The organism is Oceanicaulis sp., from assembly GCA_040112665.1.
GTDB lineage: Bacteria > Pseudomonadota > Alphaproteobacteria > Caulobacterales > Maricaulaceae > Oceanicaulis.
Map to the genome: position 1 here is coordinate 713,658 of CP157796.1, position 21,867 is coordinate 735,524.

General features: G+C 66.9%; 14 protein-coding genes and 1 tRNA gene. 11 read left to right on the forward strand and 4 right to left on the reverse strand.

The window, feature by feature from the left end:
• The first annotated feature begins 73 nt into the window (after window positions 1-73).
• Genes ABL308_03455 through ABL308_03475 form a run of 5 tightly spaced genes read left to right on the forward strand, consistent with a single transcriptional unit; the run spans window position 74 to window position 4,926 of the window.
• On the forward strand, window positions 74-829 hold the full coding sequence (locus ABL308_03455; protein XBQ16939.1) for an ABC transporter ATP-binding protein: 756 nt from the start codon (window positions 74-76) through the stop codon (window positions 827-829).
• On the forward strand, window positions 826-1,560 hold the full coding sequence (locus tag ABL308_03460) for an ABC transporter permease (protein ID XBQ16940.1): 735 nt from the start codon (window positions 826-828) through the stop codon (window positions 1,558-1,560). Before ABL308_03455 ends, ABL308_03460 begins: the two co-directional genes overlap by 4 nt.
• A gap of 3 nt (window positions 1,561-1,563) precedes the next feature.
• On the forward strand, window positions 1,564-3,411 hold the full coding sequence (locus ABL308_03465; protein XBQ16941.1) for a Gldg family protein: 1,848 nt from the start codon (window positions 1,564-1,566) through the stop codon (window positions 3,409-3,411).
• Window positions 3,408-4,448 (forward strand): DUF4340 domain-containing protein, encoded by a 1,041-nt coding sequence (locus ABL308_03470; protein XBQ16942.1) that lies wholly within the window; start codon window positions 3,408-3,410, stop codon window positions 4,446-4,448. Before ABL308_03465 ends, ABL308_03470 begins: the two co-directional genes overlap by 4 nt.
• Window positions 4,449-4,491: 43 nt before the next feature.
• Window positions 4,492-4,926 carry a thioesterase family protein gene (locus tag ABL308_03475; protein XBQ16943.1) on the forward strand — a complete coding sequence of 145 codons (435 nt, stop codon included), beginning with the start codon at window positions 4,492-4,494 and terminating at the stop codon, window positions 4,924-4,926.
• Between the two features lie 7 nt (window positions 4,927-4,933).
• On the opposite strand, the gene ABL308_03480 is transcribed toward ABL308_03475, so the two are convergent.
• The gene (locus tag ABL308_03480; protein XBQ16944.1) at window positions 4,934-5,770 is read right to left on the reverse strand and encodes a DUF6671 family protein; all 837 of its coding nucleotides are present in this window, start codon (window positions 5,768-5,770) and stop codon (window positions 4,934-4,936) included.
• Window positions 5,771-5,938: 168 nt separating this feature from the next.
• Window positions 5,939-7,423 (reverse strand): NADP-dependent isocitrate dehydrogenase, encoded by a 1,485-nt coding sequence (locus ABL308_03485; protein XBQ16945.1) that lies wholly within the window; start codon window positions 7,421-7,423, stop codon window positions 5,939-5,941.
• Window positions 7,424-7,551: 128 nt separating this feature from the next.
• Here ABL308_03485 and ABL308_03490 point away from each other — a divergent pair, with 128 nt between their 5' ends.
• The gene (locus tag ABL308_03490) at window positions 7,552-8,430 is read left to right on the forward strand and encodes a LysR family transcriptional regulator (GenBank protein XBQ16946.1); all 879 of its coding nucleotides are present in this window, start codon (window positions 7,552-7,554) and stop codon (window positions 8,428-8,430) included.
• 189 nt (window positions 8,431-8,619) lie between these two features.
• On the opposite strand, the gene ABL308_03495 is transcribed toward ABL308_03490, so the two are convergent.
• Complete coding sequence (locus tag ABL308_03495; protein ID XBQ16947.1) at window positions 8,620-9,303, reverse strand: tellurite resistance TerB family protein; 684 nt, start codon at window positions 9,301-9,303, stop codon at window positions 8,620-8,622.
• Window positions 9,304-9,464: 161 nt separating this feature from the next.
• Between ABL308_03495 and ABL308_03500 the strand changes: the two genes are divergently transcribed.
• From ABL308_03500 to ABL308_03520, 5 genes are all read left to right on the forward strand, one after another.
• Window positions 9,465-9,554 (forward strand) — tRNA-Ser (locus ABL308_03500).
• Window positions 9,555-9,851: 297 nt separating this feature from the next.
• Complete coding sequence (locus tag ABL308_03505; GenBank protein ID XBQ16948.1) at window positions 9,852-17,276, forward strand: DUF5979 domain-containing protein; 7,425 nt, start codon at window positions 9,852-9,854, stop codon at window positions 17,274-17,276.
• Window positions 17,277-17,296: 20 nt separating this feature from the next.
• On the forward strand, window positions 17,297-17,755 hold the full coding sequence (locus tag ABL308_03510) for a hypothetical protein (GenBank protein ID XBQ16949.1): 459 nt from the start codon (window positions 17,297-17,299) through the stop codon (window positions 17,753-17,755).
• A gap of 127 nt (window positions 17,756-17,882) precedes the next feature.
• Window positions 17,883-19,073 (forward strand): hypothetical protein, encoded by a 1,191-nt coding sequence (locus ABL308_03515; protein XBQ16950.1) that lies wholly within the window; start codon window positions 17,883-17,885, stop codon window positions 19,071-19,073.
• The gene (locus ABL308_03520) at window positions 19,070-19,726 is read left to right on the forward strand and encodes a response regulator transcription factor (GenBank protein ID XBQ16951.1); all 657 of its coding nucleotides are present in this window, start codon (window positions 19,070-19,072) and stop codon (window positions 19,724-19,726) included. The genes ABL308_03515 and ABL308_03520 overlap by 4 nt, the downstream gene beginning before the upstream one ends.
• On the opposite strand, the gene ABL308_03525 is transcribed toward ABL308_03520, so the two are convergent.
• Window positions 19,707-21,566 (reverse strand): ATP-binding protein, encoded by a 1,860-nt coding sequence (locus tag ABL308_03525; protein ID XBQ16952.1) that lies wholly within the window; start codon window positions 21,564-21,566, stop codon window positions 19,707-19,709. The two genes, ABL308_03520 and ABL308_03525, sit on opposite strands and share 20 nt — an antisense overlap.
• Window positions 21,567-21,867: the final 301 nt, after the last annotated feature.

Genomic DNA, 21,867 nt, shown 5'->3' on the forward strand with positions numbered 1-21,867 from the left:
GCTGGTGGCGTCCCGAGCCTGCTTGCGCTATCGCTAGCAGGCCTTGTTCCGCAAGCTCTCAGCGAGACCGCCCATGATCGTCGCCGATCGCCTGGTCAAGCGTTTCTCCGGCCGCACCGTGGTCGACCAGGTGAGTTTCGAGGTGAAGACCGGCGAGGTGACCGGTTTTCTCGGCCCTAACGGCGCGGGCAAATCCACCACCATGCGCATGATCGTCGGCTGTCTGGAGCCCGACGGCGGCAAGGCGGCCATCGACGGCTGCGATCCCGCGCTGCAGCGCCGCCGCGCCCAGGAGATGGTCGGCTATCTGCCCGAGGGCGCGCCGGCCTATCCGGCGATGACCCCGCGCGGCTTCGTGCGCTTCTGCCTGCGCGCGCGCGGCTATCGCGGCAAGGGCTTGCGCGAGGCGGCCGAGATCGCGCTCGAACGGGCCAATCTCGGCCCCGCCGCTGAGAAGGCGATCGGCGCGCTGTCAAAAGGCTACAAGCGCCGCGCCGCGCTGGCCGCAGCGATCGCGCACGATCCCCCGGTGCTGATCCTGGACGAACCGACAGACGGGCTCGACCCCAACCAGAAGGACGGGGTGCGCACGCTGATCCGCGAGATGGCGCCGAAGAAGGCGATCATCATCTCCACCCATCTGCTCGACGAGGTCGACGCGATCTGCACCCGCGCGGTGGTGATCGCCGGCGGCAAGGTGCTCGCCGACGACACCCCGAAGGCGCTCGCCCAGCTCGGCCCGGACGGCACGATCGGTTCGGCCTTCCGCGCGCTCACCCGGCCGGCCGGCGAAACGCTGGGCCGCATCAGGGGAGGCCGGGCGGCGTGAACGGACTGATCGCGGTGTTCAGACGCGAGCTGGCGGCGTATTTCGAAACCCCGCTCGCCTGGGTCTTCCTCGTGGTGTTCTCGCTCGCCGCGCCCAGCTTCGCCTGGCGCGTGGGCGGGCTGTTCGAGACCGGCCGCGCCGATCTCGCCCCGCTGTTCGATTACATGCCCTGGCTGTTGCTGGTGCTGATGCCGGCGCTGGCCATGCGCGCCTGGGCCGAGGAGCGCGACCGCGGCACGCTGGAGACGCTTCTGTCAGCGCCCATCCCGCTCTGGGCCAGCGCTCTGGGCAAGTTTCTCGCCGCCTGGGCGGTGGCCGGGGTGGCCATCGCGCTGACCTTCCCGATGTGGATCGCGATCAATTATCTCGGCGAGCCCGACAACGCGGCCACCGCGACGGCCTATCTCGGCGCGTTCCTTCTGGCGGGCGGCTATCTCGCGCTCGGTCAGGCGGTGTCGGCCTCCACCTCGAACCAGGTGATCGCCTTCGTGCTGGGCGCGGCGGCGTGTTTCCTCGTGACCGTCGCGGGGCTTCCCTTCGTCATCGACGCGCTCAGCGGCGCCCTGCCCGGCGCTGCAGCCGAAGCGATCGCCGAACTCAGCGCGCTGGCGCGGTTTGAATCCCTGCGCCGCGGCGTTCTGAGCCTGCGCGACACGGTCTATTTCCTCACCCTGATCGGCTTCGGCCTGGGGGTGGCGATGACCCTGATCGACGCCAGGCGGGGAGGCTGAGCGATGAGCGCACGGCGCTTCCTCGTCCTGATGGTGCTGAGCCTGGCGCTGGGGTTTGCGGGCTTCAACCTGTTCTCCGGCGCCATGCTGGACCGGCTGCGCGTCGATCTGACCGAGCGCGGGCTCTACGAGCTGTCGCCCGGCGCGCGCGAGGTGCTGGCCCGGATCGACGAGCCGGTGAACCTCACCTTCTATTTCTCCCGCAGCGAAGCGGCGCGCTATCCCGCGCTGCGCGCCTACGGAGCGAGAGTGCGCGAGATGCTGCGCACGATCGCAGCGCGGTCAGGCGGACGAGTCCGCCTCGAAGAGGTCGACCCCGATCCGTTCTCGGCTGAAGAAGACGCCGCGATCGCCGCAGGGCTGGAGCCTGCGCCGACCGAAGACGGCGGGCAGATCTTCTTCGGACTGACGGGGCGCAACGCGGTCGACGACGAGCGGGTCATCGCCTTTTTCGATCCGGTCGAGGAGGCGCGGCTCGAATACGAGATCGTGCGCACGCTCGCCGAACTCGAACGCGCGCGCACGCCGAAGATCGCGATCATCTCCGACCTGCCCTTCGCGCCGGACCGTGAGGGACGCAGCGGCAATCCGGTGATCGACGAACTCGCCCGCGCCTTCGAGGTCGCTTGGCTGGAAAACGATTTCGAGGCCATCCCCGAGGACGCCGACGCGCTGTTCCTGCTGCACCCCGCGCCGCTGTCGGACGGTCAGACCTATCTGGTCGATCAGTTCGCGCTGCGCACCGGACGGGTGCTGGCGCTGGTCGATCCGATGGCGCATGTCGCGCTCAAGCCCGGCCCTGACGGCCTGCCGCCGGTGAACGCGAACCGCGCCTCCACTTTGTCGCGCCTGTTCTCGACCTGGGGGCTTTCCTACGACGTCAACACCGTGGCGATGGACGCGAGAAACGGCCTTCCCGTGCAGATCGCCGAGGGCGGCCGCACGCGCATGCGCGCCTATCCGCTCTGGTTCGCCGCCCCGCCGGCCAATCTCAACACCGACGCGCCCGCCCTCGCGGCCCTGTCGCGTGGGATCAATCTGGGCTCGCCGGGCGTGCTCAGCGCCCAGCCGGGGCTCGAAGACCGGTTCACCGGGCTCATCTTCACCAGCGAGGCCGCAGCGAGGCTGGACGCCGACCGCGCCGCCGCCTCGCCCCCGCCCGAAGAGCTGATGCGCGAGCTCGACCCCGCGCCCGACGCGCCGCTGACGATCGCCGCCCGGCTCGACGGACCGTTCCAGACCGCCTTCCCCGGCGGACCGCCCGCCGGAGACATCGATCTCGATCCCGCCCGCCATCTGGTGGAATCAGAAGGCGCGGGCGAGATCGTGGTGATCGCCGACGCCGACCTGCTCGACCCGGCCTTCTTCCTGCGCGCCGATCCGGCGGCGGGCCCACAGGTCGTCGCGGACAATCCCGCCCTGATCCTCAATCTCGCAGACCGGCTGGCGGGCGATCCCGCGCTCGTCTCCCTGCGCTCGCGGGCGGGTTCGGAACGGCCCATGGTGCGCGTCGAAGCGCTCAGGAGCGAAGCCCAGGCGCGCTATGTCGAAACCCAGGAACGCCTGCAGCGCGAGCTCGCCGACGCCGAAGCCCGGCTTGAAGAATTGAGCCGCGCAGGCCGCGCCAGCGCGCTGGGCGGTGCGGCGGAAGCCGACAGCGGCGAGGCCGCCGCGCTGAGAGCGGAGATCCTCGATGCGCGCGAGCGCCTGCGCGAGATCGAGCGCGGCTTCCGGGTCGAGATCGACGCGCTGGAACGCGCGCTTCTGTTCTGGACGCTCTGGGTCCCGCCGTTTCTGGTGATCTGCGCCGGGCTGGTGATCACTCTTCTCAAGCGCAGGCGGCGGTCATGAGCGCGGGTCCCGCCATCCGCCGCCGCAATCAAGCGATCGCGGCGTTTGCAGCCGGCGTGATCCTGCTCGCGCTGGGCGCAGCCTCGGTCTGGCGCGACGCGGCGCTGGGCGCCCGGCCGGACGTCTCGGGCCCCGTCGTGCCAGGCTGGCGCGACGCGGCGGCCGACGCCGAACGGATCGAGATCATCACGTCGGACGAACAGTTCATGCTGGTGCGCAGCGAAGCGGGCTGGACCATGCCCTCGCGCGGGGACTACGCCGTCCGGCCCGAGCGGATCGCCGAACTCGACGAGGCGCTGGGCGGGCTTCAGTACGACCGGGCGATGACCCGCGACCCGGAGAAGTTTCCGCGCCTGGGCCTCGACGATCCGATCGGCGGCGGCGCGGGGATCCGGATCAACGTGCTCGACAGCGAAGGCACGGCGATCGCCGCGCTCATCGTCGGGCGCGATCGCGACGAGGGCGGGGTGTATCTGCGCACGCCGGGCGGTGAGCGGGCTTACTCTGCGACCGGAACCCTGCCCGAGCTCGGCGATGCGGGCCGCTGGCTGGGCCTGGAATTCTGGGATCTCGATCCCGGCTCGGTCGCCCAGGCGCGCATCCGGCCCGAGGCCGGCCCGGCCTGGGCCGTACAGCGCGCCGGGATCGCCCAGCGCAATTTCGAACTCGTCGAACCCGAGGGCTGGCGCCTGGTCACCGGCGGCGCGGCGAACGGCCCGGCCACCGCCGGCGCGCGCCTGCGTTTCCGCGACGTCAAACCGGCCGCCGCGCTCACCGGCGCCTTCGCCGCGCGCCACCAGGCGGTGACGTTCTCGGGCATCGCCTACGACCTCACCTTCACCGCCGAGGGCGAGGAGCGCTGGGCGGTGATCGAGGTGCGCGCGGCCGCCGACGACGCCGCCGAGCGGGTCGAGCGGTTGGAGCGCTTCGTGGACGGCTGGGCCTTCAGGGTCAGCGAGGACGCCTATGAACGCATGACCCGGCCCCTGCCCGAGCTGGCCGAGCCTGCGCCGGTCGAGCCTGTGATCGAGCCGTAACCGGCCCTTTTCACCCGCCGCTCCACACGGCATAAGCCCGCCCATGAAGCCCGATCCCAAACGCCTCGACCCGTCCGTCTATCCGCTGGCGATCACCGTGCCGACGCGATTTCGCGATCTCGACACGCTGGGCCATCTCAACAACGTGGCCATCGGCTCGTTCTACGAGGAGGGCCGCGCGGCGCTGAACCGGACCGCCTTTCCGCCCGACATGCGGCACGCGCACAGGATGCGCATGCTGATCGCCGACGTGCACATCGCCTATCTGGGCGAGGCGCACTATCCCGGCGACCTTGAAGTGAAGGCGGGCATCCTGTCGGTGGGCCGGTCGAGCTACACGATCGGTCTAGCGCTATTTCAGAACGGCGCCTGCGTGGGCACGTGCGAAACCGTGCTGGTCAACACCGACGGCGAAAAACCCGCGCCCATCCCCGAAGACGGGCGCGCGGCGCTCGAGGCGCTGACGATCCGGCTGTGAGCCGGGCTCAGGGATTGCACACCGGGCAATCACCGGGATCGGCCGCGGCGAGCCCGTCGCTGCGCTCCCGTCGCTCTGTGTGATCGCAGGCCGAACACGACCAGATCTCCTCGGCGATCAGCGCGGTCGGCGAGCCGCATGCCTCGCATCTGAGGCCCGGCTCTGCGCCGGTCCGTCCCCAGCCCGGCGCAGAGCAGGCCGGGCATGTCGCGGCCAGCCGGCCTGCGAGGCGGTCGGCGAGCTTTGCGATCTCGGCCATGCGTGTGGGGTTGAGATGGGCGCGCATGTCGGTCTCGATCCTGACCGCGCCATGGCGGGCGATCAGCGCGTCGAGTTCGGTCCGCGCCGTGACCGCCTTGGCCAGCACCCGCGCTCCGGCCTTAATGATCACGGCGTGATCGGGAAAGCCGATGCGGCCCAGGAACGTGTCGAGATCGGTCGCGGAGTCCGCATCGATATGGGCGAAGTTCGTCTCGAACCCCGTCGCCGTCTCGACGACTTCCAGACCGTCGGAAGGGCGCAGGGCGCAGATCAGCTCGCGATAGCCCGGCAGGACGGGCAGGGCCGGATGCGGACCGAACGCGCCTTCGGACGCGAACACCCAGTCCGCGTCCCTCGAAACGGCGAACGCCGCCCGCGCTTTCGCGCGAGCGGCGTCCAGCATGGTTCGGGCCCGTTCGGTCTCGCCGGAGAACGCCCCGAAGGCGTCGGTGTCGAGACCCTCGGCTGTTCTCACCTCGAACCCCAACCGCGCAAGCGGCGGGCCGAGCGCGGCCTGTTTGCCGTGCATGGTCGCGATCAGCGCGACCTGTCCGGCGAACGGAGTGTAGGCGGGCTCGCCCATCTCAGGCGCCGTTCAGCGCTCCCTCCCCTCGAGGGGAGGGTCGGGGTGGGGTGGGGCCGCCACGCCGGCGTTCGCGAGGATCACGCCCCCACCCCGGCCCCCCCCCTGAGGGGGAGGGAGGGGCGTAGGCGCAAACTCCGGCGAACGGGGCCGCGCCCATTGCGAGGCTTACTGGCCCTGGCCGAGCGAGTAGCCCGGCTCGCCGTCGAATTCATAAAGATGCTCGGTCTTGATGAAGTCGATGTCGGCCTCGACCAGACGGGTCATCAGCTTCGCCACAGCGGCGCGATCGCCCGCGCCGTCGAAGATGAAGCGGCAGCGCCAGTGATCGGTCTTGAAGGTCTCGGGCAGACCGTTCGGCCAGACCTTCGTGCCGCGGTTGGAGATCATCTTCAGCTCCAGCGCGCCCGGCGCCTCGGCTTTCTTCAGAAGATCGGCCAGCGCGTCGGGATTCTCCCCGGTCCAGTGCACGAACACGTCGATGCCCACGAGGTCTTTCTTCGCCGCCGGCAGACGCTTTGCGGCGGGGATTTGCGGCGCGCCCTTGGTCTTGTCGTAGATCTGGGCGGGCAGCTTTTCAGGCTTCATGCCCAGACGCTCGATGATGGCGTCGGCGAATTCGGAGGTGGACACCTTCCGGGCGGACTGGCCCTCGGTGAAGATGTCGTAGGTGTGCACCCCGTCCTCGATGGTCTTCAGCCAGGCGTTATGGACGGTCTCGGCCACCTCGGGCTGGCCGATATGGACCATCATCTGAACGCCCGCCAGCAGCAGCCCCGAGGGGTTGGCCACGTTCTGGCCCGCCCGGCGCGGCGCGGAGCCGTGGATCGCCTCGAACATCGAGCAGTGCTGGCCGATGTTCGCGCTGGAGCCCAGGCCCACCGAACCGGTGATCTCGGCTGCGACGTCGCTGAGAATGTCGCCATACAGGTTCGCCATCACGATGACGTCGAACTGGTTGGGGTTCGCCGCCAGCTTGGCCGCGCCGATATCGATGATCCAGTGCTCGGTCTCGATCTCGGGATAGTCCTTGGCGACCTCGTCGAAAATCTTGTGATACAGGCCGTCGGTCAGCTTCATGATGTTGTCTTTGGAGAAGCAGGTGACCTTCTTGCGGCCGTTCGACTTCGCGTACTCGAACGCGTAGCGGATGATCCGCTCGGTGCCGGGCCGGGAGAACAGCTTCAGGCACTGGAAGACCTCGTCGGTCTGGCGGTGCTCGATGCCCGCGTAGAGGTCCTCCTCGTTCTCGCGCACGATGACCACGTCCATGCCCGGATGCTTGGTGGCGATGTAGGGCGAGAGCGCCTGGCAGGGGCGGACGTTCGCGAACATGCCCAGCGATTTGCGCACGGTCACGTTCATCGACTTGTAGCCGCCGCCCTGCGGGGTGGTGATCGGCGCCTTGTAGAAGACCTTCGTGCGGCGCAGCGAGTCCCAGGCTTCAGGCTCGATGCCGGCGGTGTTGCCCTTGAGGTAGACCGCTTCGCCGATCTCGATGGTTTCAGGGGCGATCTTCGCGCCGGCCGCCTGAAGCACGCGCAGGCAGGCCTCCATGATCTCCGGGCCGATGCCGTCCCCGTAAGCGACGGTGATCGGAACCGGATCGCCCTTGGCGGCGCCGGCGGCTTCGGGCTTGGTCATCGTATTCATGGAGCGTTTCCTTCCAGCGAGAGACGCGTCGCCGCGCGGGCGCGCGGCGGCTCGGGCGGAACATAACCGGCTTGATGCATGCGGAAAATTGATTGTGCTGCGGCCATGCATTTGCAAAGCTCATTCATATGACCCCGACCGACCGCCTCGATCTCGACGCCGTGCGCGCCTTCGCGGCGGTGGCCCGCACGGGCAGCTTCACCCGCGCGGCCGAGAGCCTGTTTCGCAGCCAGTCCGCGGTATCCCTGCAGATCAGAAAGCTCGAACACATTCTGGGCGAGCGGCTTTTCCGGCGCAGCGCCAGGAAGGTCGCGCTGACCCCGGCGGGCGAGCGGCTGATGAGCTACGCCGACCGCATGCTCGCTTTGCATGACGAGGCGGTGGCGGCGTTCCGCGACGTTGCGGTCTCAGGCCTCGTGCGCCTCGGAACCCCGGAAGACTTCGCCACCGCCCATCTGCCGCGCGCGCTGGCCGGCTTCGCGGAGGCTCATCCCGGCGTGCAGCTCGAAGTGACCTGCGACCTCACCCTCAATCTTCAGACCATGTTTCACGACGGCGCGCTGGACGTCGCGCTGGTCAAGCGCGAGCCCTCGGCCTCCGGCGGCGGCCAGCGGGTCTGGTCAGAAGCGCTCGTCTGGGTGGGCCGCGACACCGCCGCGTTCGAACCGCGCGCCGTGACCCCGCTCGTCGTCAGCCCCGAGCCTTGCGTCTACCGAAAGCGCGGCGTGGAGGCGCTGGCGCGCGAAGGCCGGCGCGGCCGGGCGAGCTATGTCTGCGGATCGCTGGCCGGCTGCCTCGCCGCCGTGCGGGCGGGCCTCGGCGTGGCCGTGCTGCCGCGCGGTCTGGCGCCGGACGATCTCGCCATCGACGCCGGGCTCAGCATGCCCCGGCTCGCGGACGCCGAAGTCGTACTTCTGACAGCGGCGGACGCCGGCCTGCCCGCCCGCCGCCTCGCCGACCATATCGCCCGCGCCCTGGAAGAAGAACGCGGCGCGCAGGCGGCGTGAGGAAAGAGGCTGAGATCGTCAGCTTGAGCACGATCGGCGTCCATTCTCACAAGCCGGCGCTCTACGATCCCACCCCACCCGTCCGCTTCGCGGACACCCTCCCCATCAAGGGGAGGGAGTTGCGGTGGAGCTTCACCTTCCACGTTTGCGCTCGTGAAGCGCTTCAGCCCTGGGAGAGGCCGCCTCCGGTCACGCCGGCTGGGCTTCGGCCGCCTTGTGGATCTCCGCGACCAGCCCTTCGTCGAGATCCAGCCGCGCGGCGAGCATTTGCAGATAGGCTTTCTCGGCCGCCGTATCGGCCTCGATCGCGACCAGGCTCGCGGCGTATATCTCCGCGGCGATCTCGGGGGTCTTGGCGGGCGCGACCACCGCGTTGATGTCGAGCGGCGCGCTCAGCTCGTCGAAGACGAAGGCCTTGTCGGCGGCGTCGAGATCCATGGTGTTCAGCCGTTCGAAGATGGCGGCCTTCTCCTCGGCGTCGATCTTTCCGTCGGATTTGGCCGCCGCGATCATCGCGCGCACGAGCGCCTTGCCCAGCGCGTCCTGCGCCGCCTCGTCGCTCGGGGCGGGCAGGAAGGCGCTCGCCTGCGGCGCGGCCTCGTAATCGGCCTCGACGGCCGGAACAGAGCCCTGGGTTTGCGCCGCCTGACCCTGCCCGGCTTTGTTGCGGTTCTGCCAGGCGTGATAGGCGAGCCCGCCGATGGCCGCGACCGCGCCGTACTTGGCCGCCTTGCCCATCATCTTGCGCCCCGACTTGCCCATCAGCATCGAGGTCGCCAGCCCCGCGGCGAACCCGCCGCCGCCGGCCATCGCCTTGCCGCGCACGTTCGGATCGTTCTGAAGGGCGTCGAGGATCTTGTTGACGTCGAACATGGGGGCGCTCCGGGCCGGACGAACGCGCCGCCGCGGCGCGCTTTCTCACGCCGGACAAGGTGGGGAGCCGCCCCCGCCGGGACAAGCGCGAAAGCGTCGATTTCGCCCACGGCGCGCCGCGCTTGACCGGTAGGGCGTTTTCGCTAGGTTCGCGCGCCTGAGGTGAGGTGGCCGAGTGGTCGAAGGCGCACGCCTGGAACGCGTGTAGGCGGGCAACCGTCTCGTGGGTTCGAATCCCACCCTCACCGCCACCATTCCGAAAATCACAACCCCTTCAAAAGGGTAAGAGCTCTTGAGAGAGGCAGAGGGGTTATTCGCCTGTCTAGTCTCCAGTAGCGAAATACGGGTCGCACACCGAAGGCTCGACTGCTGCTAGGACATTTTAATCGAGCACGGTGTCGAACGCACTGATCCTTCTGCGAAAGTCAGCCTTCATCGCATGTCCGCCCCCATAAACTCGGGATGTCCCCCGGAGAAGCATACTCGCAAGCTCTTTAGGAGAACTGCGGTGCATCCGCGGGGCTCTTTGGGGGACGAGAGGCGGGGTGGTGATCGTGTCAGACCGGGATTCAGCGAATGTTTTTCAACGCTACTGGCCGTTGATTAATTACGCTCTTATAGGCGCCATCATCTGCCTTTTAAGCGCCACGAGCTATGCACAACCAATCGCTACCAAGACTCTGTGCGATGGCGCGCCGGGCCAATCAAGCCCGATTTTGGCTTGCGGTCCTGGTGATCCTCACTTCATTGATCCGGTCAACAATGTCACGCCGATTGTGACGCCCGTGTATTACGCCGTTTCGCTCGACAATTCGGCGTTCGGCTCCGCCAGTACGGTCACTTTCGTAGAGACCCTTCCGGCGCATTTTTCACTCAGCTCGGTCGATTGCGTGACACCGAGCGGCGGAGCCGTTTCGCACACGGTCACGAGCGGGCAGACTCCGCAAGTCACCGTGGATGTGCCTGCCGCCGGTCAGGTGGTCTGCCTGTTCGAAGGCAGCTTCGACCAGGATGGTGAAGGTGCGGCCGCCATCAATACAGTGTCCGGCGATGTGAGCGCCCAGACAGACCACGAGATCGGCGATCAGCCGTCGCCGTTGGCGGGCGATCTTGAGATTTCGAAGTCCGTCCTGTGGATGGGAGGATCGGGCCTGACGGGCCCGATCAACATCGCCAGCGGTCCAGGGCAGGCGCGCTTCCGCATCACCGTAACGGCAAAGAATCCGGTCACGCTCACGGACCTTTTCCGGGTCCATGACGAAGTGTCCGGGCTTCCTGACAGCGTTCCGCTCTTGGTCGATCTGGTTCCCGGATCGACCTCTTGCGACGTACTGGATACGAACGGCTCGGCGGTAAGCAGCGGGTGTCTGACCGAAACTGTGAATGCGTCGCCGGCCCAGCCCTGGGGCGGTGGTCCGGAGCAGCCGCTTGTCACATGGGGCGTGCCGTCCGGGCAGTCCATAAGCTTGCAACAGGGCTGGTCGATTGAATTGGAATTCACGGTCGAGATCGCGAGCGATCCGGCTTTCATGTGTGAGTACGCCCCGAACTCTGACGGCGTCACCAATCAGGCCTTCCTTGGCCTGGCCGGATATAGCGGCGTCATCGAGGACACCGATTCAAGCAACAACACGTCGGGGGACGTCGCTGTGCCCGTGACGACAGGGGCGACGAGCCCCTGCCCGCCTGGCGGGGGCGGCGGAGTCGTTCCGCCGCCTCAGATTCTGGAGATCGAGAAGCTGCGGCACATCCCTTCGACCTGGCCGCAGTACGGCAAGAATATTCTTCAGCGCGTCGCCGCCTGCATCAACACCTGGTTTCGCTATCTACTGAACTCGGTGCTGGGCTGGAATGACAATCAGCCTTCGGCCCAGACAAGCGACACCACCTACTTTATCAGGATCACCAACACATCTGACGACGCCCTGGCGCGCGACATCATGCTGACCGACGCCGTGCGCAGCGGGCCGAGCACGCCGCCTTTCACAGTCCAGATGATGCGGCAGGATTGGTTGTGGTGTCCGCCATCGGACTATTTTCAGGGCGGACCGACCCAATGCTGGGCGCTCGACCCGGCCCCGGCGCCTGGAACGACGCCTATGCCCGGTCTTTCGCGCGCAAGCGCGGGATCCGGTTCACCGCTTGCGCCGCCGGATCCGACAGCGATCAACGGATATGGAGACCACGCGACCGTCTGGCGCGGCGGACTGCGCGAGCTCAAGCCCGGTCAATCGGCCGTGCTGAGAATTGACGTCAACTACTCCGACCCTTGGTGCGACGCCTCCGACGGCCAGCTTCCCAAGGAAATCGAGAACATCTTCGCTGCGAGCTATACCGGAGAGGGCGTCGACGACGCCGGTGACCCGATGACCTGGCAGGGGTTCGCGCGTGGATCCCGGACCGATGAAATCGATGCGCCTGAATCCTGCGACTTCGTCGTCACCAAGACGGTCATTGGCGAGAACCGCCTTCGGTTCGACGAGCCGCTGACCTATGAGGTGACCTACACCAACGACATGGATACCGAACAGTACGTCGGGACCGTACTGGACTCGCTGCGTATCATGACGCCCGGCTACGCCAACGGCCTCGCCATGGAGTACCAGTACACATGCGTTGAAGACGGTGTTGCGAACGCGCCGACTACGAATACGCCGACCAGCGGCTCGGCGCCCTATACCGCCTCGACGCTCTGGTCCGCCAGCCTGCCGCAACAAGGCACGCGGCTATATGACGTCGCTCCAGGACAGTACGCGATATTCCAACCAGGCGCGACGCTCAGCTGTACGGTCGAAATCATCGTGCAGCGGCCGCCGTTGAGCGCTGATGACTGCCTGTCGTCCGTCGAACCTCAGATCCAGAACACCGGCGTGATGGACACGTCCATGTTCTACAACGCCAGTCTGGGGTGGCCGCCGACCGAGCCGTCCGACGAGACGAGCTGGGATACGGTCGAGACGCCGGCTCCGCGCTGCTATGATCTCAGCCTGACCAAGACGCCCGATCAGTCGGCTGTCGGCCCCAATGGCGGTCCGGTGAGCTTCACGGTCACACTCGAAAATGATGGCGACGACCTTGATCTGGCCGCGTTTGACTTCGGCGGCGAAGATTACGGCGTGTTGCTGACCGACGACATCCGGCCGCCCTACGACGACGACACAGATCATCCACGCACGATCATCACCGATCCTTGCGCCGCCAGCGGTGTGGATTGCGACTACGTCACGCCGGCCGATCCGTCCGACGAGTATGAGCTCCGCTTCTATGATCTGCCGTCGGGGCTGACCGACTTCCAGGTGGCTGTCGACGGTCCGTACACGCCGGGACAATCGGTGTGCAACAGCGCAGCGGCCAGCTTCGAAATCCCCGAGGACCGCGAGGGGCATTGGTATCCGCGCCGCCATCTCACTCACCAGGACGCCATGGCCGCCATGGAGCTCGGCGAGGTCTGCATCCCGATCACGGGCGAGCTCCTGCTTGAAAAGGACGTGGCTTACAGCGGTGAGGCGACATCGGCCGATCTGCCGGCGGGCGGCTATGACCTCAGCGTCAGCTGCACCGACGCTTCGGGAGCCAACGTCATCTTCACCAGCGGGCCCCATACCGTGGCCGACGGCGGGTCGCACCTCGTGGCCGGGATGCCCTTCGGCGCTCTTTGCACCGTCAGCGAAACCCCGCCTGCAGCCACAAATGGGTGCTGGTGGGCGCCGGCCAGCTATAGCAGCACTCAGCCGGTGGCCATTACGGCTGATCCCTCTCCCAATCGCCTGGGTGTGACGAACACCTATCACTGCCCGCCGACGCAGGATGTCCTGATCGCCAAACAGGTCCTCGACCCCACGAACCAGATCGTGGACGCCAACGGCGATCTGCTCGACCCGAGCCTTGAATTCGACGTGACGCTCGCCTGCCTGCCTTCAACGAACTGGCCTCAGGGCGGAAACTGGAGCGGTCTCAACACGACCGTCACGATCTCGCCGGGCTCGCCGGCGACCGTCCCGAACGTGCCGGTCGGTGCGCTTTGCACGCTGTCGGAGACGGTGGTTCCGCCTGCGGACGCCGGCCTTACGCCCAATTGCTATTTCGATGTCAGCTTTCATCCTGGAAGCGGTCAGTTCCCGCTGCCCGACGAAGGCGGAACGGTCGATATCAGGGTCGTGAACGAGGTCCGGTGCGACGCGCACGGCTCGCTCCAGATCCGCAAGGATTTCATACTCGGCTCGCCCGAAGTGCCGGACGCCGCCTGGGATTTGATCACAGCCGATGCGCAGCCCGTCTTCGACGTGGATTGCGCGGCTAATTCGACCCCGCCGCACCCGTATTCCCCGACCCTCACGCTCTCTGGCGGCCAGGTTCCGCCCGTCACCCATCTGTCAGAGAATTATACATGCGATGTCAGCGAGCAGCCGCTCATCGCTCCGCCTGGTTGTGCATGGACGACGGCTTATCCCGACGGCACGAGCCACGCGATCACCGCCGGAGCGACCACCATGGTCCGGGTCGAGAACACGCTGACCTGCACCCCGCCCGAGACGCCGGACCTGGAGATCGAGAAGGAGGCGATCAATTGCGGCGGACCGGACAGCTGCACGTTCGAGGTCACGATCACCAATAATGGTCCGGGCGACTTTTTCGGCCCGCTCTTCTTCATGGACGAGCTGACCACGGGATCGATCACGGAGTTCGTGCCGCCGGACGCCTCAGCGCCGATCCCCTGTCTCGACTGGACCATGGAGTATCTCGACTGGTCGGCTTGCGTTCAGCCTTCGCCGAATACAGCCATGCAGTCCGGCACGGCCACCTTGGTAGAGGGGGCCTCCATCACGACGTCCTTCACGATGGAAGGCTTGGGCTCAACGGATAAAATCGAGAATTGCGTAAGCCTGTTTCCGCATGATCCCGATGCTCAGAACGGCGAGTGGATTAATGCGACGGGCTTCACCGAGCAATATTGGCTTCTTCACCAGAAAGCCGCTGCCCTCAGAAGCCATGGGATCGTGCTCGCCGATCACGAACCGGCGACCATTGATGCGGCGATCGAGGACTTTGCTCAGCAAAATGGCCTCGATGCGGATGAGCCTGCCGACGCTGCGGCGCTCGCGCTCGCGCTGTACGGCGCGATCCCGCCAGCCGGTGATTTCGGCCCCGTTATCGAAGAGGGCGATCCGGCGACTGACAACAATATGTCCTGCGCAGGCTTCCAGATCGAGTTCGAGGATCCGAACCTTTCAATCGAAAAGACCAAGCTGACGCCGGGCAACTGCTTCGACTCCGGCTACGATTGCAGCTTCCAGATTGAAATCTTCAACCACTCCTCCAGCGACTACACCGGACCGGTTACCATCGCAGACGCCGCGGACATGTCGCTTGATCCCCAGATCCTGGTCAGCCAGACCAATTCGACGCCGCCCGCCGTCGTGGTCAACGGCGCGTCGCCGGCAGGCTGGACCTGCAGCACGACGAACACGCTGCCGGCGATCGAGTGCGAACATCCCAATCTGACCATTCCGGCCAGCGGTTCGGTGGTGCTCACCTTAGACACCACCATGACCAATGGGGACGTGCTGGCCGCAAATTGTGCGGAGCTGACCGAGCCTCATATTCCCAGCTTGCCGGTCTCCCAGCAGGGACCGGTTGATGACGGCCCCTGGTCCTGCACGCCCATCGGCCTGCCGCTGCTGGACATCGAGAAGGTGAAAATTACGCCCGGCGCATGCCATGGCTGGCAGCCCGGCGCCAATCACTGCACCTTCGAGATCACGATCCAGAACACCAGCACGACACAGACTTATACGGGTCCTCTGGAGTTCCAGGATGCCGTCGGCATGGGGCTGGATCCCCAAGTGCTCAGCACCCCGCTGTCGCAAACCAATGGGCTGATCGGGTTCAACGCCCCCGCGGGATGGACCTGTGCGGAGACCGGCCAGTGGCCCAACATTGCGTGCGATAATCCGAACGTCACGCTTGCGCCTGGCCAGACCGAGACGATCGAGCTGACGCTCGACCTGAACGCGCCCGCGCCGCTGGGGGCGAATTGCGCCGAAATCACCGCGCCTCAGGTCGCCGGCCAGAGCGGCGTGCAGACCGGCCCGGTGGCGGGCGGGCCGGTTGACTGCGCCCTGATCATTGAACCGACGAATCTTGAGATCGAGAAGGTTCAGACGTCTTCAGGCGATTGCGAAACCGGACAGATCCCAGGCCAGTGCAGCTTTGACATCATTATCCGCAACCTGGCCAACCAGGACTATCATGGCCCGCTGACTTTCGTGGATGCGGCGGGAGCGGTGAGCGGGCCGAACGGGCTGACCCAAAATCTCGGCTCCGGCGCGAACCAGATCGTCAGCTGGAGCGGTCCGAACGGCTGGTCGTGCATCGAGGGCCCGAACTGGCCCTCGATAGAGTGCACCAATCCCTACGGTCATATCCCGCCCAACGGTGAGGTCGTGATCAGTCTGACGATTGCCGACTTCCATCCGTTCCTTGGCCTGCCTGTCGCCGGCAACTGCGCGGAACTGACCGAACCTGAAGTGCCGGGCCTCGATCCCGCCGACGAAGGCCCGGTGGCGGACGGCCCGTTCTCATGCGTGCCGATCGCCGCCTCGCAGAGCGAGGGGCAGCTCGATATTGGAAAGAACCTTCAAGGCGGCTGCCTGCCGAATTCCCAAACCGACCTCGAGTGCACTTACACGATCACCATAACCAACTGGGGAAGCCAGGATTTCCACGGGCCCGTGGAGTTCGTTGACGCGGCGAGCATGGTTCCCGGGACCGTAGGAACGGTTCTGACGAATGCGCAGCCCTCCGTGGCGACGCTGCATCCCAACAGTGCCGCCCCGGCCCCAGGCTGGAGCTGCATCGATGACGGTTCTGCGTGGCCTCCGATCACGTGCAGCCACCCGAACCTCTACATCCCGGCCGGCGACGACGTGTCGATCGACATCACAATCATCTCTTGGGTTCATCTCCAACTGGCCAACAATTGCGTTGAACTGACCGGCCCCATCTCTGTGGACCAGAATGGTGACCCGATCGGATCGGGCCCGATCAATAGCGGTCCCACCGCCTGCGACGGCGTTCAGCTCCGCGAGATGCCCGCCGATGATCGGGGCCCGGTCGGCGGCGACGTCGTCGTCGGCCCGATCGGGGTCGGTCAGTCGCAGGGTGGAGACGGCGAAGCCGAACCTGCTGACACCGGAGGCTCCACCACGCCGCAAGGCCCGCAGCTTGAGATCGCCAAGACCAAGCTGTCGACCTGGCGCTGCCATGGGCCCGCCTTGCCGGACCACCCAGATCCGAATGTGTGTGTCTTCGAGATCAGCGTGACCAATACCGGCGAGCGGACCTATTCAGGCCCCGTCGAGGTCCAGGATGCGGCCGGCGAACCCGGACCGGGCGTGTTCGGGCGTCCCGCGCCGGGCGTGAGCCTGGTCGAGGGCCCGGCGCCGCAAAGCGGCTGGACCTGCGCCGATCGCGGCACCGGTCTCATCGATTGCGCCACCCGTGAAATCCGGCTTGAGCCCGGCGCAACCTCCCGCTTCCGGGTCACCCAGCGGTTCGATACGCCAGCGCCGCTGGCCGCCAATTGCGCCGCCCTGACCGGACCCCTCGCCGGTGCGGCGCCGGCCTGCGCGCCGCTGGAGGCCGAGCTCCCGGACGATCCTTCAGCGTGCGCGCAGGCCGACGGACGCTGGGACGGTCAGATCTGCAGCTGCCCGGCCCGCCATGTGTTCAGCCAGACCTGGGGGCGCTGTACGCCGCTGTTCTGTTCGCCGCCCATGCAGTTGAACGAGGCGCGCAGCGCCTGCGTCTGTCCCGCCGGTCAGGCGCTGGTGAACGGCCAGTGCCGCGACACCGCGCCGAACATCGACCGTCTTATCGAGATATTCGCGCCGGTGATCGGGGAGGGCGGCGGAAGCGAGAGCCGTCCCGATCCCGGCCCGGCCTGCAATCCAAACGGCCCCGTGCCCTGCTGATCTGGAAGGAGAGCCCGACCATGAAGTACGTCATCCTCACCGCCGCCGCCCTGCTGGTCGCAGGCTGCGCAACCGGCGGCGACGCCGGCCCGGGGGCGGCCGCGGCGTCCGACGGCCAGGAGGCAGGCGGGGTCATCGAGCGCGACATGACGCAGATGGCCTGTCTGGAAATCGTCGACGCCCTGAACGCCCAGTCGGAAATCCTGGGCGGGGCGCCGGAACGCGGCCTCATAAGCAATGATCAGGCGATGAATCTCGCCACCAATATCGGTCAGCGCCTGGCCCGCGACGCCGGCAATTCGGACCTCGCCACCGGCCTGGGGATCGCCGGACGGATCGCCGGACAGGCGATGCGGAGCGAGGCCTCGGAAGACGCCGCGGAACGCGAAGCCGCCACACGGCGCTGGTACTACCTCTCCGGCATATATGACGGCCGGGACTGCGACGCGCTCATCGCGGCTGAAATGGCGGCGAGCTGAACCGGTAAGGACCAACGCATAACACATCTGATCCCATTTCCCGCCGCTTTCATCGCCCTCCGCGCCGCGCGCGTTTCGCACATCGCGCCGGGCGGGCTAGTCTGGCGCGAAAGGGAGGAGCGAACCAGTGCTGCGCCTCATCGCCTATGGCGGGCTGGGGGCCGTTCTGACCGCGATGGTGATCGCGGTCGGGGCGTGGGGCGTTCTGCGCGTGATTCCGCCGGAACCGCCCGAACCCTATGCAGGGATGACCGGCATGGAGATTCTTGAGGCCCACGCCTGCCACCGGGCGGAATCCAAACAGATCATCGTGCGCGGCGTGGAGGACGGGTTTTCGCCCGACGGCGACGAGCGCGCTGTGATCCGCGAGGCCCTGCGCACGCCGCTTGCGGAGCGCCGGGGCCTGGCCGGATACGATCATCCTGGTCTGGATGGACACTTCATCGATCACTTGAACATTCCGGCTCACACCGCTGCGGGCTTGGTGGTCATCGCTCTGCGGCCCAATGGCGGGGGCTGGGAGAATGATGCGGCGGTGATCGGGAATTTGACCGATTGGGCGACGGGCGCGCGGGCGGAGCTACGGCGTTTGGCAGGGACCACAATTCTGCAATCCAATGAAAGGGACGGATGGACCTGGACGGGACGCTTTCTCGTCGTTGACCTCAAGGCCGTGCAGCTGGGCGATTGGTTATTGAACGCTGAGGGAGACCGCACCCTCCATCGCCACGAGGCGCTCCCCGCCACATTGCTCGATTATGTGCGCGGCCATGATCAGACCGCACCGCTCGATATCCGGGTCTATGACGACATGAGCGTGGATTTCGTCGGCGCCGCCCTGTGCCTCGAGCCACGCCCAAGGCGGGGCCTGACCTGGAATCTGGTGTCTTCTATAGACTTCGAACCGAGCGGGACGGTTGTTTTCATTTCGGCGCCTGACTCGCCTGGCGAAACACAGAGCAACCCTTTTTCCGGCAATACGCTCTGCAGCGAGGCCCGTCCGCTTCTTTGCTTTCTAGACCGGCGAGATCCCGTGCCGGAAATTGACCGTGTCCTCCTGGAGCGCGCCGGCGCGATCTGGTCCGGCGGCGAGGTGCGCGCGACCGACCCGGTGCGCGGCGATCAGTTTGCAACACTCGCCGACGCCCGCGCCTTTTGCGCTGAAGCCTTCGGTGACGAGTGGCGCGTCGCCGCCTTCCATGACGGAAATCATCCAGGGCGATTACAGGCCTATGGCGAGATGGAGGACCCCCACCCCCCGGTCTGGGTGGATATCCGCGGCCAGCCCCACGCCACCTGCTGGGAACCGGCCCCATGAGCGACGCGAAGAAGACCATCGGCGTGGTCGAGGACGACCCGGCGCTGGCGGCGCGCCTGGCCCAGGTGATCGAGGCCGCTGACGGGCTGGCGCTGGCCTTCGCGGCGGGGACCCTCGCCGACGCGCTCGCCGCGCTTGACGCCGGTCCGCCGGATCTGTGCCTGGTGGACATCGATCTGCCCGACGGCAAGGGGCTGGACGTCGTCGCGACCCTGCATCGGACGCGCCCGGACGCCAAGGCGCTGATCCTGACCGTGCTGGGCGACAGGGAAAGCGTGATCACGGCGATGCAGATCGGCGCGGACGGCTATCTTTTGAAGGATACCGAGCCGGCGCAGCTGGTGCGCCATATCGAACTGACGCTGGCCGGCGAGGCGCCCATGAGCCCGCGCGCGGCCGCCCATCTGCTCACCCTGGTTCGCCGCCCGGTTCCCGCAGCCGCATCCACTCCCATGCTGACCGAGCGGGAGGTGGAGGTGCTCAACCTGTTCGCCCGAGGCCTGAAATACCGCGAGGTCGCTGACGCGCTGTCGATCTCCGCCCATACCGTCGGCGATCACGTGAAAGCCATTTATCGCAAGCTGAGCGTCCAGAGCCGGTCTGAAGCGGTCTATGAAGCCCGACAGCTCGGTCTCATCGACCGTTTGGGCTGACCATGCCGGGAAGGCGCGGCAGGATCAGGCGCACTTCCGCACCCGCCCCGCCCGGCCCTGCGCCGCGCTCGAACCGTCCGCCCAGGCGCCGGGCGCGCTGATCGAGGTGGCGGAGGCCCTTGCCCTGGCTGGTCTCGGGGTCGGGCGGGAAGCCGCTCCCGTCGTCGCGCACCGAGATCACCAACCCGCCGGCGTCCGGCTTCTTGATCTCGATCACGCAGCGCGCGGCGCCGGAATGGCGCGCCGTGTTCGTCACCGCCTCCTGAAGCCAGCGATAGATCATCAGGACGGCTTGGGGATCGTCGATCTCACTCGAAAGCCCTTCGTCCTGGCGCCACTCCAGCGCGACGCCCGCCGCCTCAAGCTGCGGGGCGGCGCGGGTTTGAAACGCGCGCAGCGCATCACCCAGCCGGTCTCCGGCGCTATCGAGAGAGTCCACAATCAAGCGCAGATCCTTCAGCCCGTCATGGACAGCGCGCTCGATCTGCTCCTTGGCCATGTCGCCGGTCTGGAGGCGCGCGACCAGCGAGGCGAGCTGTCCGCCGATGCCGTCATGCATGTCGCGCACGAGGCGCTGGCGTTCCTCGAGGATGGCGCGCTGGCGGGCTTCATCGGCGAGCGCGATTGAGGCCGCGTCAAGCTCAGCACGCTGGCGCTGCACGATTTCAAGCAGGGATCGGCTGTCCTTGAAGGCGTCTGTCAGGATGCGCGTCAGGGCCGCGCCGCAATAACCGCTTGAGACGATCAGGATCGTCGTCAGGCCAAGCGCGGCCACAAGGTCCAGCTGCGCCTGGATCAAGCCTGGAGCCAGGCCGCCCTGAAGTGCGAGCATCAGGCCGCCGGTCAGCAGGAGCGCCGCCCCGGCGCCACGCCGGGCGCCGTCGACGTTGGCGCGTGCGGCAGAGAACCCGATCAGCGCCACGGCGCCCAGCCCTGACAGAGCGGCGAAGGGCGGGGCCAGACTGCCGTATGGTCCCAGTATCGGAGCGGTCAGCACTGCGATCAGGGCCGCCAGCGCCAGCGTGGCCGTGAGCCTTCGCCGCCATGGGCTCAGCCGCGCGCCCGCCAACGCTCCTCCGGTCGCGGCCAGACTGGTAGCGGCGAGCACCGCAAAGCCATGGCCGAGCGCCGCAGCCGGCGGCGGAACCGTGCCTCCATGGGGGGTGAACGCCAATGCGAGACCCGATGCGCCCGCCCCGGCCAGGGCCAGGCCGAGCCATGCCGTCGATCGGCCGCGCGCCGCCGACAGTCCAAGGGCCAGCGCCGTACAGAGTGCGCCGAGACCGGGCCAGAGCCCGCGCAGGCCCAGGAGAATGGCGTCCCGTCGATCAAGCGCGGCGCCGAGCGCCTCACGCTCACCCATGACAAAGCGCCCAGAAAGCGGGCCGGACAGCCCCATGTCCGTAAGGATGTCGAGACGGTTTGAATCGAGATGCCAGTAATGACGCGGGACATCCACGACGACCGCTCGAGCGCCAGGCGTGATCATTGAAGGCGCGCCATGGCGGATTTCCTCAAAAAGCGGCGCACCATTGACGAAAAACTCCGGTTCGCCGACAGCCGCGTTGATCAGCAGGGCCGGTCTCTCCAAGGTCGCGAATGATCCGGCATCGAAGCGGCCGGCGTACTGAACCCGCGCCCCGCTTTGCGGCGGTACAAGGCCGGCGCCGTGCGCTCCGGTGGAATACAGGGGAACCGCTTCGGGGACTTCGGCCAGGCGCACAAGATCGATCCGCCCCTCCTGTGGAGGCCCGAACGCGAAAAAACCAATGAGTCCCGTGAGGAGCGTGGCGACTATGCCGATGGCGGCCAGGCGCTGAGAGCGGTGGTCGCTTTTCATCGGCTACGCGCGCGGCTTAGTGCTTTCAAGCGGACCGCCCTCTTGGTGCGTTTGCTCTCATCGACCATGACGGTATTTCACTGAACAGCCGACCGCCACCCCGATTTCTCGGGGTGTAAGGGCCTCGGTTCAAGGCTGTCAGAGGAATCGGCCTGGTAGCCGCTACTGGGTGACCCTCACAGGAATAGCAATCGCGTCGCTGATCCGGATTCTTCCCTTAGATCATCTGCCTGGCGGAGATGATGTACTTTCGATTTCCGCAGTCTCTACTGAATCTGGAGGTTCGCTATGACCCTGTCCC

What these genes read in the sequence shown, in the direction of transcription:
- ABL308_03455 (XBQ16939.1), top strand. Translation starts at nt 74, where the DNA reads ATGATCGTCGCCGATCGCCTGGTCAAGCGTTTCTCCGGCCGCACCGTG.
- ABL308_03465 (XBQ16941.1), top strand. Translation starts at nt 1,564, where the DNA reads ATGAGCGCACGGCGCTTCCTCGTCCTGATGGTGCTGAGCCTGGCGCTG.
- ABL308_03470 (XBQ16942.1), top strand. Translation starts at nt 3,408, where the DNA reads ATGAGCGCGGGTCCCGCCATCCGCCGCCGCAATCAAGCGATCGCGGCG.
- ABL308_03475 (XBQ16943.1), top strand. Translation starts at nt 4,492, where the DNA reads ATGAAGCCCGATCCCAAACGCCTCGACCCGTCCGTCTATCCGCTGGCG.
- ABL308_03480 (XBQ16944.1), bottom strand. Translation starts at nt 5,770, where the DNA reads ATGGGCGAGCCCGCCTACACTCCGTTCGCCGGACAGGTCGCGCTGATC.
- ABL308_03485 (XBQ16945.1), bottom strand. Translation starts at nt 7,423, where the DNA reads ATGAATACGATGACCAAGCCCGAAGCCGCCGGCGCCGCCAAGGGCGAT.
- ABL308_03490 (XBQ16946.1), top strand. Translation starts at nt 7,552, where the DNA reads ATGACCCCGACCGACCGCCTCGATCTCGACGCCGTGCGCGCCTTCGCG.
- ABL308_03495 (XBQ16947.1), bottom strand. Translation starts at nt 9,303, where the DNA reads ATGTTCGACGTCAACAAGATCCTCGACGCCCTTCAGAACGATCCGAAC.
- ABL308_03510 (XBQ16949.1), top strand. Translation starts at nt 17,297, where the DNA reads ATGAAGTACGTCATCCTCACCGCCGCCGCCCTGCTGGTCGCAGGCTGC.
- ABL308_03520 (XBQ16951.1), top strand. Translation starts at nt 19,070, where the DNA reads ATGAGCGACGCGAAGAAGACCATCGGCGTGGTCGAGGACGACCCGGCG.
- ABL308_03525 (XBQ16952.1), bottom strand. Translation starts at nt 21,566, where the DNA reads ATGAAAAGCGACCACCGCTCTCAGCGCCTGGCCGCCATCGGCATAGTC.